Origin of the sequence: Chitinophaga caseinilytica (genome assembly GCF_038396765.1) — a bacterium.
GTDB classification, from domain to species: domain Bacteria; phylum Bacteroidota; class Bacteroidia; order Chitinophagales; family Chitinophagaceae; genus Chitinophaga; species Chitinophaga caseinilytica.
This window is the reverse complement of record NZ_CP150096.1, coordinates 3,081,123-3,100,781: the sequence shown is the minus strand read 5'-3', so window position 1 is coordinate 3,100,781 and position 19,659 is coordinate 3,081,123. Positions and strand designations below refer to the sequence as shown.

14 protein-coding genes are annotated in these 19,659 nt (G+C 55.8%); 6 read left to right on the top strand and 8 right to left on the bottom strand.

Annotated elements, in window-relative coordinates:
- Positions 1-45: 45 nt before the first annotated feature.
- The 5 genes from WJU22_RS12900 to WJU22_RS12880 form a co-directional block, all read right to left on the bottom strand.
- Positions 46-864, bottom strand: coding sequence for a hypothetical protein (locus WJU22_RS12900; RefSeq protein WP_341843644.1), 819 nt, complete (start codon positions 862-864; stop codon positions 46-48).
- A 28-nt stretch (positions 865-892) separates the two neighbouring features.
- Positions 893-2,398: a RagB/SusD family nutrient uptake outer membrane protein gene (locus tag WJU22_RS12895; protein ID WP_341843643.1), complete on the bottom strand. Its 1,506-nt coding sequence runs from the start codon at positions 2,396-2,398 to the stop codon at positions 893-895.
- Positions 2,399-2,423: 25 nt separating this feature from the next.
- Positions 2,424-6,077, bottom strand: a complete 3,654-nt coding sequence (locus WJU22_RS12890) for a SusC/RagA family TonB-linked outer membrane protein (RefSeq protein WP_341843642.1) — start codon at positions 6,075-6,077, stop codon at positions 2,424-2,426.
- A gap of 66 nt (positions 6,078-6,143) precedes the next feature.
- Positions 6,144-7,265 carry a FecR family protein gene (locus tag WJU22_RS12885; protein WP_341843641.1) on the bottom strand — a complete coding sequence of 374 codons (1,122 nt, stop codon included), beginning with the start codon at positions 7,263-7,265 and terminating at the stop codon, positions 6,144-6,146.
- 16 nt (positions 7,266-7,281) lie between these two features.
- The gene (locus WJU22_RS12880; protein ID WP_341843640.1) at positions 7,282-7,845 is read right to left on the bottom strand and encodes an RNA polymerase sigma-70 factor; all 564 of its coding nucleotides are present in this window, start codon (positions 7,843-7,845) and stop codon (positions 7,282-7,284) included.
- A gap of 693 nt (positions 7,846-8,538) precedes the next feature.
- On the opposite strand from WJU22_RS12880, the gene WJU22_RS12875 reads away from it, so the two are divergent.
- Positions 8,539-11,565, top strand: a complete 3,027-nt coding sequence (locus tag WJU22_RS12875; protein WP_341843639.1) for a SusC/RagA family TonB-linked outer membrane protein — start codon at positions 8,539-8,541, stop codon at positions 11,563-11,565.
- A gap of 11 nt (positions 11,566-11,576) precedes the next feature.
- The gene (locus WJU22_RS12870; RefSeq protein WP_341843638.1) at positions 11,577-13,307 is read left to right on the top strand and encodes a RagB/SusD family nutrient uptake outer membrane protein; all 1,731 of its coding nucleotides are present in this window, start codon (positions 11,577-11,579) and stop codon (positions 13,305-13,307) included.
- A 49-nt stretch (positions 13,308-13,356) separates the two neighbouring features.
- Here WJU22_RS12870 and WJU22_RS12865 read toward each other — a convergent pair whose 3' ends face one another.
- The 3 genes from WJU22_RS12865 to WJU22_RS12855 all read right to left on the bottom strand — a co-directional run bounded on the left by WJU22_RS12865 (position 13,357) and on the right by WJU22_RS12855 (position 15,406).
- On the bottom strand, positions 13,357-13,809 hold the full coding sequence (locus tag WJU22_RS12865; protein WP_341843637.1) for a hypothetical protein: 453 nt from the start codon (positions 13,807-13,809) through the stop codon (positions 13,357-13,359).
- Positions 13,810-13,925: 116 nt separating this feature from the next.
- Entirely contained in the window at positions 13,926-15,086 is a 1,161-nt protein-coding gene (locus WJU22_RS12860) for a DUF2314 domain-containing protein (RefSeq protein ID WP_341843636.1), read from the bottom strand.
- Positions 15,086-15,406, bottom strand: a complete 321-nt coding sequence (locus tag WJU22_RS12855) for a DUF4870 domain-containing protein (RefSeq protein WP_341843635.1) — start codon at positions 15,404-15,406, stop codon at positions 15,086-15,088. The genes WJU22_RS12860 and WJU22_RS12855 overlap by 1 nt, the downstream gene beginning before the upstream one ends.
- Before the next feature lie 249 nt (positions 15,407-15,655).
- Here WJU22_RS12855 and WJU22_RS12850 point away from each other — a divergent pair, with 249 nt between their 5' ends.
- The 4 genes from WJU22_RS12850 (at position 15,656) to WJU22_RS12835 (ending at position 19,656) form a co-directional block, all read left to right on the top strand.
- A complete protein-coding gene (locus WJU22_RS12850; RefSeq protein WP_341843634.1) occupies positions 15,656-16,351 on the top strand; it encodes a hypothetical protein in 696 nt (231 codons plus the stop codon).
- A gap of 12 nt (positions 16,352-16,363) precedes the next feature.
- Positions 16,364-17,053 (top strand): hypothetical protein, encoded by a 690-nt coding sequence (locus WJU22_RS12845; RefSeq protein WP_341843633.1) that lies wholly within the window; start codon positions 16,364-16,366, stop codon positions 17,051-17,053.
- On the top strand, positions 17,043-17,693 hold the full coding sequence (locus WJU22_RS12840) for an SMI1/KNR4 family protein (RefSeq protein WP_341843632.1): 651 nt from the start codon (positions 17,043-17,045) through the stop codon (positions 17,691-17,693). The genes WJU22_RS12845 and WJU22_RS12840 overlap by 11 nt, the downstream gene beginning before the upstream one ends.
- A gap of 109 nt (positions 17,694-17,802) precedes the next feature.
- Positions 17,803-19,656, top strand: coding sequence for a tetratricopeptide repeat protein (locus WJU22_RS12835; protein ID WP_341843631.1), 1,854 nt, complete (start codon positions 17,803-17,805; stop codon positions 19,654-19,656).
- Positions 19,657-19,659: the final 3 nt, after the last annotated feature.

The window sequence follows — 19,659 nt, the reverse complement described above, 5'->3', positions numbered from 1 at the left end:
GTATTTCAGGATGATCGTTACGGTGCTGGTGCGGGAGACGTTGCGTCAGGGCCTTTGCCCGATCGCCTGAAGGTCTATCCCGAATTCCTGTTTGTAATAATCCACGATGATCTGGTAGCGCTTCCGGATGAGCCCTTTGGTATCGATGCCGGGTTGGAACAGGCCGGCTTCCAGTTCAGCGGTCGTTTTCCCGGTGATGAGCTCGATGTAGGCCACAAAATCCTGTCCTGCATTGAGGTTGAGGCTGTAGTACCCGTCAGCCACAATGCCTTCGGAATACCTGTTGTTGACATTGATCTTCTGGTAATCGGGTGCCGTGGCCAGGAAAGCCGGCGGCAAAACGAAACTCTCGGTGCGGTAAGCGCGTTCCCAGTAAAACCGGTGCATCAGGCTGCGTATCTTCCTCAATTCAGCAGGCGTTTTTTGCAGCAGCGTGCTGTCTGCCCAGCCGATGGCGAGCATGCTCTGGGTAGTGGCGAAGCCCGTGGCCGAGCGCGCGGTTCCGGTACCGATGTAAGCCGCCAGCAACACTTTGAACGGCATCGTTTTCCGGAGGAATTTTTCCGGGTACAGGTCCATCAGCTGGTGGCGGAAAAAACCCAGCGCGGTATCGATGTACGCGGGGTTGGCGTTGAATGCGCTGTCTTTTAGCTCGTTGTAATAATTGTAGGCGTAATCGTCCTGCGAAAAGCGGTACAGGATGTAGGTACCGAATTTGCCGTGAATGTCCAGGATGTCTTTGTCTGCCGGAGCATTGCCCTGTGGCAGCGTGTAGAACTTTTTGACGGGGCTCGCCGTCAGCGGGGCTTCCTTCTTGCAAGCCATCAAAACGAGCGCCAGTACCGGGATGAAATATGATTTCATGTTGATTTTTTTCTTGGAGGATGATGGATCAGTCGGGTTGACGGGTGCCGGGGATCAGCGGGTCCCTCACGAGCGCCGGGTTCCTGGTCAGCACGACTTCCGGGATGGGCACCACGTACTGGGCGTCCCGCTTCTGCAAGGTGAATATCTGGGTGGTCGACAGATCGGGATGGTATACGTGCCGGATCGCGGGCATTCCATACCGTTTCAGGTCGAACCAGCGATGCCCTTCCTCGAAATACAATTCGCGGCGGCGCTCATCGCGGCACATTTGCAGGAGGATATCGGCCGGCTTCAGCGTCCAGGCCTGAAAATCGGCGGGAGCGAATCTTTGCGCGCGAAGCGTATTGAGGCTTTTGAGCGCCTCGCTGGCCGCGGCGGCGTCGCCTTTTGTACGGTACAACTGGATGTACGCCTCGGCCCGGTTCAGGTAAGCCTCTGAGCTGCGCCATGAGTTATTGATCAGGAGGTACTCGCTCGCAGAGCTCGGGTACATGCGTTTGTTCTGGAAGTAGTCCAGCCCGATGAAAGGTTTGTATTCCGCGGGCACCTCAAAAATACCGTTCGCTTTCCGGAGGTCGTTGTCTTCGAAGCAGCTGACCAGTTCCCTGGACACTTCAAAGCACATCCCGAAACCAGCTTCGTTCATCGGATAATATTCCTCGGCGGATCCGTAACACCACACCGATTCCACATTTTCCGGCCCAATGAAGGAATTGTCGAAGTCGGGCGTCACCCCGGTCCAATCCATATAGTTCATCAGCTGGGGATGTTGATGGAGCACGGCATCGGCGTGTTGGATGCAGCGTCGCCAATCTTCCATATAGAGATAAACCCGGCTCGCCAGCAAATGCGCCGCTACGTGCGATATACGGAATACATCGTCCGTTTTCCGCGATCTTTCCAGTAACAGGATGGAACTGTCCAGATCACTGGTGATCTGGTCATAGACTTCCTTCACGGTGTTACGGGTCATGTACTGGTCAGACAGGTCGCCGTTCGTACGGAGCGGGACGCCGGCCAGTTTGTCGGGCGTGGTGGTGGAATCGTTATACGGCCTTGCGTAGATGTTCACCAGTTTAAAATGGTAATAGGCCCGCAGTGCGTAGGCTTCCCCTTTCACCTGGTCTTTCAGCACCGGGTCGCCGGTCGACCGGTCAACATTCTGCAATACTACGTTTACGCCGAGCAGCAGTTTGTAATAATTGCCCCAGGCGTTGAAGTATTCCGGGGAAGCGCCCGACCCGTCGCGCCCCTGCACGGCTTGCCATTCGTAGGCGCCGCGGATGGCCGAATAGTAAGTCGGCGCGTCGATGATATTGGCGGGGCTGATATAAAACTGGATATCATCTTCCATGTACATCAGCCAGGGATGCAGCTCTTTTCTCGCATCGGGATAGCCGTCCGAAAAGAGGATTTCGTTGAAATCCGCCGTGGATTTGGGCGTTACGTCGGAAGGAGAATATTCTTCCAGGAACTTTTTGCAGGAGGCCAGGCTACATGCGGCGATCAATATGACGATTAATTTTTTCATGCGCTTACGTTGAAAAGGTGATGGGCTAGAAGGTGGCGCTCAGGGTCCCGGCGAACTGGCGGGTCAATGGCAACGCAGACGTTCCCACCCCGTCGATTTCCGGGTCCTGCCCCTTGAGACTGGAATTGGCGATCGTAAAAACGTTGTTGACGGAAAGCCCGACATTGAGCCCCCTGATGCCCGAGCCGGCGAGCCACCTGGGGGGCACCGAATACATCATGTTGATGTTGCTGCAACGCAGGTAATTGTTCTTCACCGTCATCCGGTCGGATAAACCGTAGGCCGTCAGCGGGTTTTCCTGGATGTTCATGATCTGGCCGGCAGCGGCTCGGCTGTTGGAAGTGTAGGGGATGTCTATTAGCTTCAGGTCCGAAGTGCCATCTACGAACGCGGGAATGTCTGTCCGCAGTTCATCTCCGGGTTTTCGCCAGCGGTTGAGGTATTCGCGGTTCATATTGGCATAAGGCCCCGGCGCGTTGTTGCTGGCACCATGACGGTAATACAGCGGGTTCAGCCGTTTTACGCTACCAAGGCTGAGCAGCATGGCAGACGAAAATGAAAAGGATTTATACGTAAATACGGGCGACAGGCTCATCGTCATCTTCGGTTCCAGTTGCCCGGAATATACCAGGAACGCATTGGGATCGGAGGTCCTTTCGGTCTTGTCCAGCTTGTCGAATTCAGGCAGGCCTTTCTTGTTGTCGAGCCCCTTGAAAATATAGGAGTAAATACCGCTGATGGCCTTGCCGGGCAATCCGCCGCTTCCGGTAAAGAAGGCGCTGTAGTTCTGAACGATCAGCTGGTCGGAAACCCTGTTGAGGTTTTTACTGGTATTGAAGTTCAGGGAAAGCGCCGTGTGCTTCTTCCTGATCAGGTGCGCCATGATAGACAATTCCAGCCCTTCGTTATACAAGGTGCTGCCATTGCGGTACATAAAGTCCATCCCGTATTCGAAAGGTATGGGCAGCATATCGATCACGTCCACCGATTTTTTGGAATAATAGTCCAGGTTCACCAGCAGCCGGCTGTTGAAGAGTCCGACGTTGGTGCCGAGGTTCCACTGGTAGGTTTTCTCCCACCGGAGGTCGGGGTACGGCATGGATTTGATGGAGAGATAAGGCAGTCCCGTGATGGGATTGGTTTTATTGGAGCTGTAGCCGGCGATGAGGTTCGGGCCTACTTCCGTCACCACATTGCCCTGCGTGCCGAAAGAAGCGCGCACCTGCCAATCGGTGAGGAAATTGCCCTTCGGGAACCAGGGCTCCATGGCGGCGTTCCACCGGCCGGAAACGCTGTAGTTCGGCCGGAAGTTGGTGTTGGCCGTCCGCCCGAAGCGGTTGGAGCCGTCTGCCCGCACCGTGGTACTGAAGATGTAGCGGTTTTTCAGGCTGTACGCCATGGTGGCGTAACCTGAAACCGTGTTGTCTTTCCTGCGGTTGACGGCTTGCAGGCTCAGCGTCCGGAGGCCCTGGTCCGACGGAGAAAAAATATCGCCCCGATCAGGGAAATAACCGGGCGTAATGCTGCTGGTCCCGTAACCCACTTCGCTCCTGACCTCGTTCCCCAGGGTAACGTTGAACTGGTCGCGGTTGTCGTACACACCGGTACTGTAATCGATGCTGTTACGGATCCCGAACGCGGATTTACTGAACGCGTTCAGGCTGGCGATACCGCCTGCGGGCAGCGGCGACAGCTTCACCACGGCAGGCGTCGGCGTCCAGGCCAGGTCCCAGCCCCTGAGCTTCGAAGCCTCGAAAGTGTAGTAATCGGCGTAAGCCAATCCGTCGGAAGCGTCGATGATATAGCTGGAATTATTGCGGAAATAAAGTCCGTTAGCGATCTTGTAATCCAGCGACACGTTCAGGCTGGAAGAGCGGCTGGACGAGGTATTTTTCGAATGTTCGATTTCGTTGAGGATATTGAGCGTATAAGGCGGGCGCTTCGTCTCCAGATCTGTCGGCGCCGCCCAGCCCAGCACGGCGTTCTGCATGGCGATGTAATCGCCGGGGTCGAAGATGCGGCTGGTTTGCAGCGCGTACTGGAGCGGGTTGACACCTTCGTAATATGCGCTCGACTTCCGGTGATTGCTTTGCAACGACATGTCGACCGTCAGCCGTTTCCCGATCTGGGTCCGGAGGTTGAAGGTGGCGGCATATGATTTCAGTCCGTCTTCGCGGGATGCGCCTTTATTGTCGGCATACATGAGCGAAGCGTAATAAGTAGTTTTGTTGCTGCCGCCGCTGATCCCCACGGAATGTTTCATGCTGAACGCGTTCCGGAACAGCAGTTTGAACCAATCGGTATTGCGGGTTTCCATGATGGATACCTGCCGGTGAAACTCGTCTTCCGTGATATTGCCGGCATACATTTCCCGTAATTTCCCTTCGTAGGAAAGTTTTTCGTCGAGCCCTACGCCAAAATAGTGCATCACCACATGGTCTTCCTGCAGCTGGCGTGAAAACTCGATCCTTTCTTTGGAATTCATGAGATGGAGCTGGTTATAGGAAGGGCGTGCCTGGAAAGAAAAATCGGTGTTGTAGGAAATGCGGACGGGGCCTTCCTTCCCTCTTTTGGTGGTGATGACGATCACGCCGTTGGCCGCGCGGGTGCCGTAGATGGCGGTGGCCGCAGCGTCGCGGAGGAAGGTGAGGCTTTCGATATCGTATGGGTTCACACCGCTGATGGCATTGCCCATCAGTTCGAAGTTAGCCCGGGACTCGCCGTTGATGATGTTATTGAGGACGGCCGATGAAACGTTGACAGGATCGGGGCGGATCATCCCGTCGATCACCCACAGCGGCGAAGCGTTGCCCAGCAGCGTGGAAGTACCGCGCATCCGCATTTTCGGCGCGGCGTTGACGCCGCCGGAAGTATTGATGATCATGAGGCCCGGCACTTTACCCTGCAGCATCTTGTCGATGGTGGCCACGCCCGGCTGGAGCACTTCCGCGGCGGAGAGCTTCAATACCGAACCGGTCGCCAGTCGCGGATCGATCTTCTGATAGCCGTTCACCACCACTTCCTGGATGGCCTGTATAACGGTATCCATCTGCAGAAAGACCAGTTCCGAAAAATCTGCCTTCACTTTATAAACCAGCGGTTTCATCCCGAGGCGGCTGAGCCGGAGCTGCTCCCCCACGCGCGGGAGCATCATGAACATCCCGTCTGCCTGGGTAACGGTCATCTGGCCGGATTCCTGGGCGCGGATGCTGACACCCTCCAGCGGTTCGCCGGATGCGCTCACCACCCGCCCGCGCAATACCTGGTGCAGCTCGGTGGAGGCCGGCGCAACGTTCGTGGAAGCGACTGGCGCCTTTTTCATGATGATCACCGTCCCCATGTCTACCGCATAAGCAAGGTCGGTCGGCCTGAGCAACTCGTCCAGGAACGCGCCCAGCTTCATCCCCTGTGCCTTGATGGTGATGGCTGGCTGCCTGCGGATATGCTCCTCGTTGAAAGTAAACCGTAACCGCAGCTGCTGCCGGAGGTCTTTGAGCACTTTGCCCAGCGGCAACTTGTTGGCCTCGTAGGTCACTTTCGTCGAAAGGATGGCGGCTTCGTCCTGTGCGCTGGCCGGGCCGGCGAACAGGATGCATGTAATCAGCAGGATAAGGGACGGCAGGATACAAAACACTCCTGCAACCTTCCGGAGGAAGGATGGGCCCGATTTGTTGCTCATATGGATAAGATATTAAAGTTGAACGGATGCCGCCGGGGCGGATGATGGTTGGTTGCGCTGTTTTTTTTATGGTTGCAGGCGCCGGGAAACGGTGACGACCTTCCCGTTTATCTGGAAATGGAGGTCTGTGCGGCTGGCTTTCAGTTGTGCCAGGGCTTCCTCGATGGTGGCGGGGCGCGGCATGTCCAATGTGAAACGCAGCTGGCTTGTGGCAGCGTCATCGAAAGAGAAATCGAGCCCGTAATACCGCCCGAGGCTTTCGGTGATATCTGCCAGAGGCGCACTGTCGAAATAAAGGTTACCCTGCACCCAGGCCGTCATGTCTGCCGCAATGGCGGGCGCCTTGTCGAGGCGGCCGCTTTCCGGGTCGAACGTCGATTGTTCGTCGGGCAGCAGCGTCACTACAGCCGCTCCGGCCGTTACCTTCACCTTGCCGCTGCTGAGGGTGGTGATCACCGACGCGCTGTAGGCGCGGATATTGAAAGCCGTGCCGAGCACGGTGGTAATGGTCTTGCCGCTATGCACGCGGAAGGGTTGCCTTGCGTTCTGCGCCACTTCGAAATAGCCCTCCCCTTCCAGGTAAACTTCCCGCGCCTCGCCATGGAAAGCTGCCGGGTAGATCAACTTCGAGGTTGCGTTCAGCCAAACTTTGGTACCGTCGGCCAGCAGCAACCGGAACGGCATGCCGGCGGGTATTTCGAGCGTATCCATTTTTGCGCCTTCACTGCCGGTGTTGCCGGCGGTGTAAACGAGCGAGTCGCCGGCAGCCTGGATCCGGGCAATATCATTATCCTGGATGGTGCCGGCGCCGCGGTCCAGTTCCAGGATGCGGCCGTCGGCGGTGCGCAGGCGTACTTTACCGGGGCCGGCGGAATCTGCGGTATGCAGCGTATTGCCGGAGGGTGTGAATAGCCAGAGGCCGGCGCCGATGGCCAGCGCAAGGCCGGCCGCTACGGCGAGGCGGACGATGCGCAGCCGGAACTTCCTGCGTTTTTCGCGCAGGGCCGTGAATTCCCGCCAGCCACCGTCTTCGTCGAATTCCTGCGCAGCCAGCAGGGCACGTGCTTCACGGGCGGTAGCCAGGGCAGAGAACTCTTCTTTCGTCATATCGTGGGTGATTTTAGCTTCTTCTAACGATTCCAGTATTTTGTTCCAGTCGATTCCGGTATGATCGGGTGATTGTGGCATAAGATCAGTTTGAAGGTTAGAATAACAGGTTCAACTGAAGGCAGCAAAGCAGTAGCGACACCGGCTTCACCATCCATTTGCATTCTTCCCGTAAAAACAGGAGCGCAAGCCGGATATGTGTTTTGACGGTATTGATGGAAATGCCCATCTGCTCCGCGATGTCTTTATACTTGATCTTTTCCTGGTTGCTCATGAGGAATATCCTGCGCCGCTGTTCCGGCATCCTGTTCAATGCCTCCCACAACGCCCGGTACCGGGTTTCGCGCACTTCCTTGTCTTCGGTCGTGAACTGCATGGCCAGCCCGTCCATCACTTCCAGCTCTTCCAGTTTGACCCTTCCCGTTTTCTTCAGATAGTTGATGGAAGCGTAGCGGACCGCCTTCGTGGCGTAATGTTTAAAGTCATGCGTGAGCTTGATCTGTTGGCGTTTGCTCCAGAACCCCAGGAAAAAATCCTGGACAATGTCCCGTGCGGCATCTTTGTCATCCACCACATAATAGGCTATCGTGCAGAGTGATACAAAATGTTGCCGGAACAACTCTTCGAACGCAGTGTTCTCTCCTGAAATTGGTTGATCCATATTTACCCCAAACTTAGGTCAGCGTTATCCGTACAAATAAATTTCCTCAAGACGCATATATCCATATGCTATCGCATATTATAATTCTGTCTCATGTTACTCGTAACACCGACCGGGCCACTACCTCCGGCCAATGCATGTGTGGTCTTCTATCGACAAGTCAATGAAAGTATTAAAAAGGGTGAATGCGATGGAAAAAAATTTTTGTGCCGGTGTGTCGACGACCTTACCTTCGCGGCTATGATTGAATTTTGATCAATCCGCATTGTTTATTCACAACTCCATAATTTAAACCACTCGCCATATTGCCCGGATGATATTTTTTACTATCATTGTTTTCAGCGGCCCGGCAGCACAATGCAACCACGATTTGAAAAACTGACGAATAACCGGGCAAGCGCCACACGTACTTCATCAAACATTTGCGAGAACACCAGGATCGAACCAAGTATTAACCGAAATTAAATGCATTCTTTCCGGCGAAACCAAAGCCGGGGCTTCCGAATTCCACACATTCCAAATCATCTAAAACTACGTTATGATGTTTAGCCGAACTATGTCCGGCCCGCTTTGACGGCCCAAAATACAATCGATTGAAATGACAGTATGGATTCGCTTCCGGGGAGATGGAAATCTCCCTGCGGCCGGGTATTGCTGTTCCCATCCACTTTTTTAACGATCAAAATCCTAACGATGATGCTACACACGACGTTCAAGACGATGTTGCTGACCATCTTCACCATTTGCCTGTGCGCCGAAAGTTATGCACAGTCATTCACCGGGCGCGTCACCGATGTGGGGAACCTCCCGCTGGCCGGCGTTTCGGTCCGCAGCAGCGATGGCGCCAAAGCCACGCAAACCAACGAAAAAGGGGAATTCACCCTGCAGGTAAAATCCGGGACGGTACTGCGGCTGACCTACGTCGGCTTCACCCCGCAAGACATCACCTACAACGGCAGCCCGCTCCGGATCATTATGGAGCGCCAGGCAGAAACCATCGTCACCGACGTGGTGGTGATCGGATACGGCACCGCCCGGAAAAAAGACGTCACGGGCACCACCGCCAGGGCCAACCTCACCGCCTTCCGCGAATCCCCGAACGTCAACATCCTCCAATCCCTGCAAGGCTCCGTACCTGGGCTGAACGTAGGCGCAGTGACAACTGCGGGCTCCAGTCCATCGGTAAGCATCCGCGGCCGCACTTCGCTGAGCGGCACTACCAGTCCACTGATCGTGCTGGACGGGATCATCTTCCGCGGCAACCTGGCAGACATCAACCCGGCAGACATCGCCTCGGTCGACGTACTGAAAGACGCGAGCGCCACGGCCATTTACGGTTCCCAGGCATCGAACGGCGTGTTGCTCATGACCACCAAAACGGGGCGCGCCGGCAAAAAGCCCCTCATCTCCTACAACGGCGCCCTCACGCTTTCGCAGGTCTCCAATCGCGACATGCTCCCGCTCGATAAGGAAGGGTACCTCCAGTTCGTGGCCGACCGGTGGATCAACGAAAGCCGTACCGGCGCCAACCTCGACGCGCCAAACCCCAGCTGGGACCCGCTCACCCGCATGTCCGCCGAATCCGCCAAAGGCTTCCAGGCAGGTGTGAACACCGACTGGTGGCAACTGCTTACCAACCGGAACCCGCTCATGCAAAACCACGACGTGAGCGTTTCCGGCCGCTCGGAAAACACCGCCTACTTCTTCTCCCTCGGCTATACCAATCAGGAAAACGTCATTATCAACGATACTTACAAACGCTACAGCTTCCGGGTGAACCTGGAAAGCAAAGTGGCCAGCTGGCTGAAAGTGGGCGTTCAATCCAGCTACGGCATCAGCGATTATTCAGGCGTGGCGCCGACCTTGACGACCGTCATCCGCAACACGCCTTTCCTGTCTGCCTATGATTCCACCGGCAAGCCGCTGCGCCTGCCAGATGGCTCCAACCTCAACCCCATCCTGCAAACGCAGCAGAACAATCTCGACAAACGCTACAACCTGTTCGGGTTGATGTATGCCGACGTGACGGTACCCTGGGTGAAGGGGCTCAATTACCGCGTCAATTTCGGGCAGAACTACGTTACCGCCCAGCAATTCAACTTCGACCTGTATGGCGCCAACTTCACGGGGAGCGGCAGCAAAATGAATTCCTCCGAATACAACCAGACGCTCGACCATATCTTCAATTACCGCCGCGAATTCGGGGACCATGGCATCAACGCCACTTTCGTGTATGGATTTGAAAAGCGGAAATTCGAACAGACGAATGCCAACGCCAGCAATTTCGCCAACCCCGCGCTCGGCTATCACAGCCTGGAAGCAGGGCAGCCCAGTTTGCAGACCGTGAATTCCGACGCCTGGAAAGAAACCAGTCTTTACCAAATGTACCGCTTGATCTATAGCTACAAAGACCGGTACGTTTTCACGGGAACGGTGCGGAACGACGGCTTCTCCGGCTTCGGGCCCGGCAACAAGACCGGCGTGTTCCCCTCCGCCGCGCTGGCCTGGCGGATAACCGAAGAGCCCTGGGCCAAAGGGAAACTCGGGAAAATCGACGATCTCAAGTTCCGGCTGAGCTACGGCGCCAACGGCAACCGTACCGTAGGCCGCTACCAGACGCTTTCGCGCATGAACGCCTCCATCGCCAACGGCTATTTGTTCGGCGATGGCGGATTGGCGCTCCAGGGCCAGGGGATCGGCAGCCTCGCCAACCAGGGCCTAAAATGGGAAACCACCAAAACGCTCAATTTCGGGCTGGACTTTTCCCTCTACAGCGGCCGACTTTCCGGCGAAGTCAATTATTACACGGCCAATACTTCCAACCTGCTGTATACGGTCAATATTCCGTCTGTCAACGGCCAGACGAGCATTCCCTTCAACGTCGGGAAGCTCCACAACAAAGGCGTCGAACTGGCACTGAACGGTACGCCGGTCCGCAACAAAAACTTTTCCTGGGACGTGAATACCAGTTTCTCCCTGAACCGCAACAAGGTGGTAAGCATCACCGGCATCGATGCGAACAAGGACGGGAAGGAAGACGATCTCGTGGCGTCGAAGATCTTCATCGGCCAGCCCTACGGCGTGGCATACGATTACAACATCATCGGGATGTGGCAGGTGGCCGACAGGAACGCCGGCATCATCCCCGGTGGATTTACGTATGGGACTTACAAAGTGGAAGACATAAACGGCGACGGATCTTACACCGCTGCGGCAGACAGGAAGATCCTCGGCTACACCGACCCCTCCTATCGCTTCAGCATCCTCAACACCCTGCGCTACAAGGCGTTCGAGTTCAAGATGTTCGTCAATTCCATCCAGGGCGGTAAAAAATATTATTACGGCCAGCCGGGGTCCACGCTTCCCAACCCGGACAATATGCAAAACCGCAACTTCTTCAAATTCGACTACTGGACGCCGGAAAACCCCAACGCCAGGTACCGCCAGATCGGCTACTACTCCGCCGCACTGGGCGAAACCTTCTCCCCGTACGTGCAACGCAGCTTCGTTCGCCTGCAGGACGTAACGCTCAGCTACTCGCTGCCCGCGTCTATCACCCAAAAGCTGAACATCAGCCGCCTGAGCGCCTACGTGAACGGTAAAAACCTGCTCACCCTGTCGGATTGGGATGGCTGGGACCCTGAGTCGGGCACCGGCCTCAACCTCGAGGCCTTCCCGCTGCTCAGGAGCTACACCGTCGGTTTAAATGTTGAATTTTAAATTTCGAACCCATGAACAAGATCTTCCGATACGGCTGCATGACCGCCTTCGCAGTAATGCTCGCCTCCAGCTGCAATACAGAGAAATTCCTCAAAGAGGAACCGCTCGATTTCTATACGCCCGACAATGCGCTCAATACCGCGGCGGATTTCCAGTCGGCCACCAATTACCTCCACAACCGCATGCGCCACATCCTGTTCGGCGGCATCAACCTCGACGCGAACTTTTCGCTGCGGTACGCCACGGATTTTGCGGTGAACGCGACCGACTACAATCCACCGGTGAAGCTCAACGACTATAAAAACACGATGGTGCCCACTTTCAACGTGGTGGAAGTGATCTGGCAAAACGTGTACACCGTTATCTCGAACGCCAATGTCATCATCAGCCGCGTGCCCAAAGCCGTAGCGCTTTCCGAGGCCGACCGCAATTCCTTCAAGGCGCAGGCACTGTTTTTCCGCGCCTGGGGCTACAATATGCTCGCCAATCTCTATGGCGGCGTGCCGCTCATCACGGAGGAAATTACCATTCCGCGGACGGATTACGTGCGCGCCACGCGCGACGAAGTGTACAACCTCTGCCGAAAAGACCTCACCGAAGCGCTGCTCTACCTCAAAGACATCGATGCCGTGAAAGACGGCGCTGTGAACAAACAGGCAGCCTACCACCTGCTCACCGAAGTGCTCATCTCGCTGAAAGCCTACGACGATGCCATTAACGCCGCTACGCAGGCCATCAACCATCCGGCGCTGTCGCTCATGACGCAGCGTTTCGGACGCCGGGCCGGCAAGCCGGGCGACGTGTACCGCGATCTCTTCGAGCTGAACAATCAAAACCGTACCAGCGGCAACAAAGAAGGCATTTTCGTCATCCAGACCGATTATCTCAATCCCGCATCGCCCGCGCGCGACGTGATCCAGTGGGCCATCATGCCCAACCTGACCAACCTCCGGGTGATGACCTCCGTCAACGGAGCGCCGCCCTCGAGCCAACCCGCGGTGCTGGCGTTCAACGATCAGCTTGCTGGGCGCGGCATCGGGTGGATACGGCCGACGAAGTATTTCCTGTACGACATCTGGACAGACCCCAACGATATCCGGAACAGCGAATACAACATCGTCCGCGATTTCATCATGGATGGTGTGCCTAAAAATTCAGACGCGTATGGGAAATGGTATGTGAAAGATGGATTCAAGGCGAAGGCCGCCAACTTTGCCGATACCATCCGGAGCTGGTACCCCGTTCTCAAAAAAGCGACTTTCTCCGAAGGGGATTTTCCGATAGAAGTGATCCAGAAAGACGCGAACGGCAATCCCCTGAAGTCGCCCTTCGCCGGCCAGCTGCTGTTCAACTCCAGCGGCGATGTGTATAGCAAAGATGCGTACCTCATGCGCCTGGCCGAAACTTACCTCCTCCGCGCTGAAGCCTACATTAAGAAAGGCGATAAATCGAAAGCGGCCGAAGACATCAACAAGATTCGCGCCCGCGCCAATGCCGCTCCTGTGGCGGAGGCCGACGTAACGATCGACTACCTCCTCGATGAAAGATTGCGGGAATTGTACGTGGAAGAACTGCGCATGGTAACCCTTTGCCGCATGGGCCTGTTGTACGACCGTGACAAGAAATACAATGAAAAATCGGGCCTTACCATCCAGCCGTACCACAACCTCTGGCCGGTTCCCTTTTCGGAGATAGAGCGGAATACGGGCGCGGTGATCACCCAGAACCCGGAATACAAATAGATTCCACCACTAAAATGACTGCCAGGCTATGATTTCAGTCTGGCAGTTTTTATTCGGGGGATAGGTACGCAATTTCCATTTGTGCTTCGTGGCCGTTGCAGGGGTTGTGCACGATCAATCCCGCTTTTCCGTCTGGCCGGATGTGCAGGGTGATGAACGATCTGAACGGCACGCCGTCGTCCCGCTGAAAATCGCCTTCGAAAACAACGATCAACGTCCCGAACTGGCTGCTGCGGTTATCGACGGCCACGGCCGATGCGAATTCGCCGACAGCGCGCTTTCCGTCGGTGATTTCTTTGGGAAGGATCAACTGCACGCCTTTGTAGTACACTTCAAAATGGGCATACGTCCCCACCGACAAGTGCCGTTTTTTGACGAAATACACCTTCCAGTGGTACACCCGGTTTTCGAAGAGCAGGGTTTTCCGGGTGCCGTAGCAGGAACTGAGCAAGATGACGCCAGCTATCACCAGCGCAGCGGCGAGGTATATTTTCCAGTTCATTTCAGTCAGGAATTATTTTGAAGGATACACTCCATGGCAGGGGCTTCCGCCGGGTGAAAATGCGTATAAACCGCCGGCGCCCGGGGGCACCAGCGATTTATACGGCCTGTTATCGATCAGGCAGGTTGTAAAAGCGGAAGGAGATGCTGCCAGTTGAGTTGCCGCGCGAAATCCAGCGCCGTTTTACCGGAACGGGTTCGGGCGGATTTGTCGGCGCCCGCCTGCAGCAATGCCTCCACCGTGCTGCGGTTGCCGGCAATGGCTTCGCGGTGCAGCATGGTAAACCCCTCTTCGTCGGCTTTGCCGGCCTCCGCGGGATTTTTCTGCAGGAAATCGCGCAGGCTGTCTTTCATGTTGATGCTCATGGGATGTTCCTCCTGCGCCGCGGGGTCCGTTTCCTCGTCGCGCACCACGAAAACCGTGTCTGGCTCAGCGAAGTCGAGCCCCCAGGCTTCGTCGTGCGCATCCCGCTCTTCATCGTCCATTTCACTGCGCAGCACCTGGATGCTGAAACCGCCGTACGGCGTATCGTTGCTGGCGAAAAGCCAGTCGCACAGCTGGTTGAGCGGTGCTTCGACCGCATCGCCCTTCGCCACATTATTGACGATGCCGGGCGAGTTGATGAGCGTTCCATAAATCAGGTCGCCGTCGAATCCGATGTCGGCCACCCACATATATTCGACTTTCGGCTTGCCGGGAACGCCGGATGGCTGTACGAAAGCGATCTTGACATAGGCGAGATCGAGCGCGGGCACGATGCGGCGGGCTTCCCAGCTCAGTTCGCGCCAGCAGTATTTAAACGTTTCCTGTGCTTTGGCGATGGCCTGGAGCATAACAGGACTATCTCCATTGGTGTAAAAAATATTATCGCTCATGCGCGTATCATTTTTTTCTGCCGCCAGGTATTGCCCGGGCGCCAGGGGTGAGGAATATTGTTCGATAGCGGGGCTTGCCGGGCCGTAGTGCGGGTCTTTCCCCAGGCTCCGCTCCAGTTTCGCCCCTTTATACCGTTTTTTGAAAGGCCGGAGCAGGCTTACGCAGAAGGGGCCTTCGGGCCAGCTGAACACCGAGCGCACGCGGTTCCCGGCCAGCAGTTCCGCGTCCAGCACCGCTGCCAGCACGGGATGGAGGGCCGTCAGCTGTTGAAGGACGTGCCGGATGAGGGATTCGTCCGACGTTACCGTGGCCGGCAAACATCCCGCATCCCGGTACTGTGTAAGTTTTTTACCGTTGCCGGCGGTAAACAGCGGGTCGAGATGCGTGATGGTATACTCCATCAGAAGAAATTCAGTTTTGCTTCCGCGAGCCCGCCTACAAGCGGCAAAGGTTTCTGCGCGCCGTTGGCGGCGTTGATGATGCCCAAAATCCAGAGGATGAGCACGAGCACGTTCGCATACGCCAGGTACCCTAGCGCCGGAACGATCGTGGTCAATACGGTGACCGCCACTGCAAGCGCCAGGCCGAGGATCATGACGCCCAGCGATTGTTTCAGGTGAAAGCGCACGGCGGCGTCTTTTCCGTTGTTGTACTGCAGCAGCGCAACGATCCAACCAACGATGGTGATGTAGGCTACGATGGATTGTGTTTTTTTGTCCATATAAGTGATGTTTGAGGTGTAACCGGCCCAGGGGCCGGGGTGTTTTTTGGGATGATGAAAGGCCGGAATTCCGGTCTGGCAAAGTTGCGCCCACATCCGCACCCTTCCAAATAAACGGCGCTTACAAAGCGTCTACATCCCCAAACGGGAAGCGTCTACAAAGTGTCTACAACTTTCCAAACTGAGCCACAGCACTTTATATTTGCCTTGTAGACGACCGGCTTGCTTAATTCATTAATTTCGTTGCGCATGGACAAGGAACAATTAAAAGGACATATCAGCCGCCCGGCCACCTGGATGAGCACCGGCGGTTTCAGGCCCACGCAGGCGCTCACGGAAAGCTGGGTATCGCGGGTATTCGTGTACCGGGAAAACGAAGTCATTCCCCTCGACAAGTCCGGCCACCCCATGTTCCCCCTTTTCCAGCTTTGCCTGGAAGGCCTGCCTTTCGTACCTGATATCGTAAAAAACACCCGGTTCCTCACGGTATTCCTGTCGCCGGAGCTGCCCATGGGCGTAACCCCCAACGGTCAAAACTGGCTCGTCCGGGAATATGGGTACGATGAACCTATCATGCGCAAGGAGCTGCACAACCCCGATTCCTGGTTCAAACCGTTCCCGCTTAAAGCCAACCTCATTGCGCAGGATTGTCCCGTTTGGGACGGCGGCGGATTGGCCTCCGGCGATAGCGATACCATTATTGCGCTGGAAGACAAAGGGATCATTTCCGACTACCACCACGATTTCCCGAACCATTACGGGCACAAACTGGGCGGTTTCCCCTCTTTTTGCCAACCCGGCGTAAGCATGGGCAAAGGTTTCGAGTTCGTGATGCAAATCGCCACCGACGAAAAAGCCAATATCAATATCGTAGACAGCGGCACGGTTTTCCTCGCCAAACATCCAAAAACCGGCGATTGGAATTATTACTGTGACTTTTATTAATAATATGCAGCTATGGAAAACCGGATATATTTTAAAGATAACCCGTACCCCGGCGGCCATGCGGTGAAAAAGTTCAGCTGGAGCGCCAAAATGGACCCCGAAGCGGGGTTGTTCTTTCATTTCCACCTGGAAACGGACGATTATTACGCGGAAGACGAAAGCGAGGAAGAGGAGGATGATACGGTGCCCGACTGGCAATCCAAATCCGTTTGGGGGAATTATCATAGCTGCACGTTGTCGTCTACCGCACACGGAAATACCGGCATCCGGGTGGCTGCGCCGGGGGAAAAATTCGATTTCGGGGGATGGGAAACGCTGCAGCTCGCGGCAGACACCTTCCCGCTGCCGGACGACTGGGAATACGACGATCTGAACTTCAGTATCTATTTGCTGGGGCACGATTCCGTCGCCGATCACCACATCCGCATCGAACGGCAAACCGGCAACACGTTCCACATACACTGGACGGGCAAAATCGCCCTTACCTACGGCGGCGACGACGAATTCAAATACAGTTTCGAAGCACGGCTCGGCGATATCACGTTCGACGGGATATACTACCCGAAAGATTATACCCAGGATCAGGCGATGGCACTGCTCGGAACGCTCGTAGAAAAACCGGGGCAGTTCGAGTTCCAGGACCTCAATCCCAAAAGCTTCAAACGCGAATACAAACTCGTACTGAAACAGCATGACCTATAAACCCCTCATCCACCAACTCTTCTCCCTCCCCGACCAGCCGCAGGGATATGAAGAAACCGACATCGCCGCCGCCGAAGCCCGCCTCGGCTGCCGGTTACCCGCCGTGCTGCGGGATTATTACCGCACGATGGGCCGTTTCGAAGCCCTGAACACCGCCTTCAACCGGCTGCTGCCACCGGAAAAACTGTACCTGTCAGACAGCGGCATGCTCGTGTTTTATACCGAAAACCAGGACGTGGTGATCTGGGGGATCGATCATGAAGACTTCGGAAAGCCCGACCCCGCCGTATACGGCAGCTACGACGCAGACCGCGAAGAATGGCTGCTGGACGCGGATACGATGGAACATTTCCTCTGGTCGATGGCATACGTGCAGGCCGGCATGGGCGGATTGGCACACCTGGCGTTCGCGGAAGGCCTCACCGAAGCCACCATGCTCCAACTGGAAAACGAATGGACGGAAGTGAAAGGCATCACCCATCAATATTATCGTTTCTTCCTGCAAAACAACACCGCCATCGCGCTGGTGCCTACCAACGACAAAGGCGCCCCGTTATGCGTGTACCTCGCTTCCAACGATGATAAACTGCACGGGCAGCTGCTGAAAAGCATTCCGCTGAACTGGGACGCTTCCCTGTAATCCATATCCGAATGCGCATGCGCTTTTTCATGATATTGCTGACGGTCGTATTGCTGCGGGCTTTCCCCTCGCCGCGCAAAACCGCTATACCGACAGCCTGTACGCGATCGTGGACCGGGAAGGCGCCGCCGACCGCGACAAGATCATTCCGCTGAGCCTGCTGGCCCATACCGTCCGCTATTACGACACCACGGAAGCTTTTCGCCTGGCGGCCCGCGCGCTGACGCTCGCCTCCGCCGAAAACGACGCCCGGTACAAGGCGTACGCTTACGTTGCCCGGGCCAGCATTTACCTCAAACTGCGCGACGTTCCCCAAAACATCCGCGATGCCGACAGCAGCCTCTACTTCGCCGGCCAAACCACCGACGCCCGCACCAAAGCCTGGGCCTGGTACAACAAAGGCCGCGACCTCAATATGGACAACCACGAAAAGGAAGCGCTGGCCGCTTTCCTGAAGGCGCTGGCGTTCATTAAAACGGGAAATGACCCGGCGCTGCAGGCTTCCATCTACTATGCCGTCTATACGGTCTTTTCCACCTGGGAAGACATTGAAAAAGAAGTCCATTACGCGCATTTGTCGCTCGAAGCGGCGCTGCAAAGCCGCGACCCCAACAACATCTGCGAATCGTGGCAGGCCATCGGCTCGGCGGTGCATGACAAATACATGAAAAACGGCGGGAAAGACGCGTCCCTCCTCGACTCCACCATGAACGCATACCGCCGCGCCGTGGCCGTATACCTGCAAAACGAGCCCTACATGCGCATGGTGCAACTCATCACCATCCCCTGCATCAATCTCGCCGATTCGTACAACCGCCATTTCCCCGCGTCCGCACAAACGACGGACTCCCTCCGCAAATACGCCATGCTGGCATTCAATTACGCCACGAAAGACAAAGACAAACGCCTCCAGGCCTCGGCATACGGACTGATGAACGAAGACGCCAAGCGCAGCGGCAACTTCCAACTTGCGGAAACCTACCTTATCCAGGCGCTGTCGCTTTTTGCGGGGGATCCCATGCCCGACTATTATATCCGTTCCAGCATCTATCACGATCTTTCCGACCTCGCCGAACGCAGGAACGATTTCGCCAAAGCGTTGCAGTATCATAAACTTTACGTGGCCGACTATAAAAGCGTCTACGACGCAGAACAAAGCAGCGCCGGCAAAAAGCTCGAAGCCCAATATCTCGCCAGGGAAAAGGAACAGGAGATCAGGTTCCTCCGGGAAAGCGAAACCTTCCACCGGCGGCAGAAATATCTTTACATCGCCATCGCAGCCGCGCTGCTGGCGGGTTTACTGTTCATGTTCCGCTCCTATCATTTCCGGTTGCGGTATTCCCTCCAACGCAGCCAGTTGCTGGAACTGGAAAAAGAAGAAGCCCGCCTCCACGCCAAATTGAAAGCGGAAGAAAACCGTACCCTCGAAACCGGGAAACGAAATGCCGAACTGAACGCGCAGCTACAGCAGGAACAGGCCAAACTCAAAGCCGAAGAAGCCGCTCGCCTGCAAACCGAACAGGCCATCATCCTGGCGCAGAACGAAATCCTGCAGAAGGAAGTCATGGCCGGTGCCCTGCAGGTGGAACAAAAGAATAAAATGCTCCAGCTCCTGAAAGAAAAACTGGAAGACCATCGCAGCCCCGACATCAAACGAACGGAACTCAACCGGCTCTTACACCAGCAAACGCGGCTGGACAATGATTTCGAGGAGCTCAAGACCGATATCAAAGACGTGCATCCCGGCTTTTACCAGCGCCTGCAGCAAAAGGCCGGCCATAAGCTGACCGACCTCGACCTGAAATACTGCGCCTGCATCTTCCTCAAGCGGAACACGAAGGAAATGGCCAGCATCATGGGGATTGAGCCGAAAAGCATCCGCATGAGCAAGTACCGCATCAAACAAAAACTGGGATTGGCGAAAGATGAAGACCTCGATGCGTTCGTCCGCAATATGGCCTGACCG